Here is a 313-nt window from a genome sequence, read left to right on the forward strand (position 1 = left end):
TGGTAGGCTTGGGCAGACTTGAACTGCCGACCTCACCCTTATCAGGGGTGCGCTCTAACCAGCTGAGCTACAAGCCTCCTGCTTACTTCGCATTTATTCCGCACTAGCTTTCTTGGTCTCCACTCTCCTCAGTCACATACTTATGTATGCTCCTTCGTCGTTTGTCGAGTCGAAACCTATTGCAAAATAACTGCTCGCAATCAGTGTTATTTTTACATCTTAAACTTTACGTTGTTTGCCGACATAAAAAGTGGTGGAGCTAAGCAGGATCGAACTGCTGACCTCCTGCGTGCAAGGCAGGCGCTCTCCCAGC

The 313-nt window shown here is 48.9% G+C and carries 1 tRNA gene; it reads right to left on the reverse strand.

The window, feature by feature from the left end:
- Nucleotides 1–77 (reverse strand) — tRNA-Ile (locus tag ACNKW3_RS19855).
- Nucleotides 78–313 lie beyond the last annotated feature (236 nt).

The organism is Glaciecola sp. 1036 (assembly GCF_050306235.1).
Classification (GTDB): domain Bacteria; phylum Pseudomonadota; class Gammaproteobacteria; order Enterobacterales; family Alteromonadaceae; genus Glaciecola.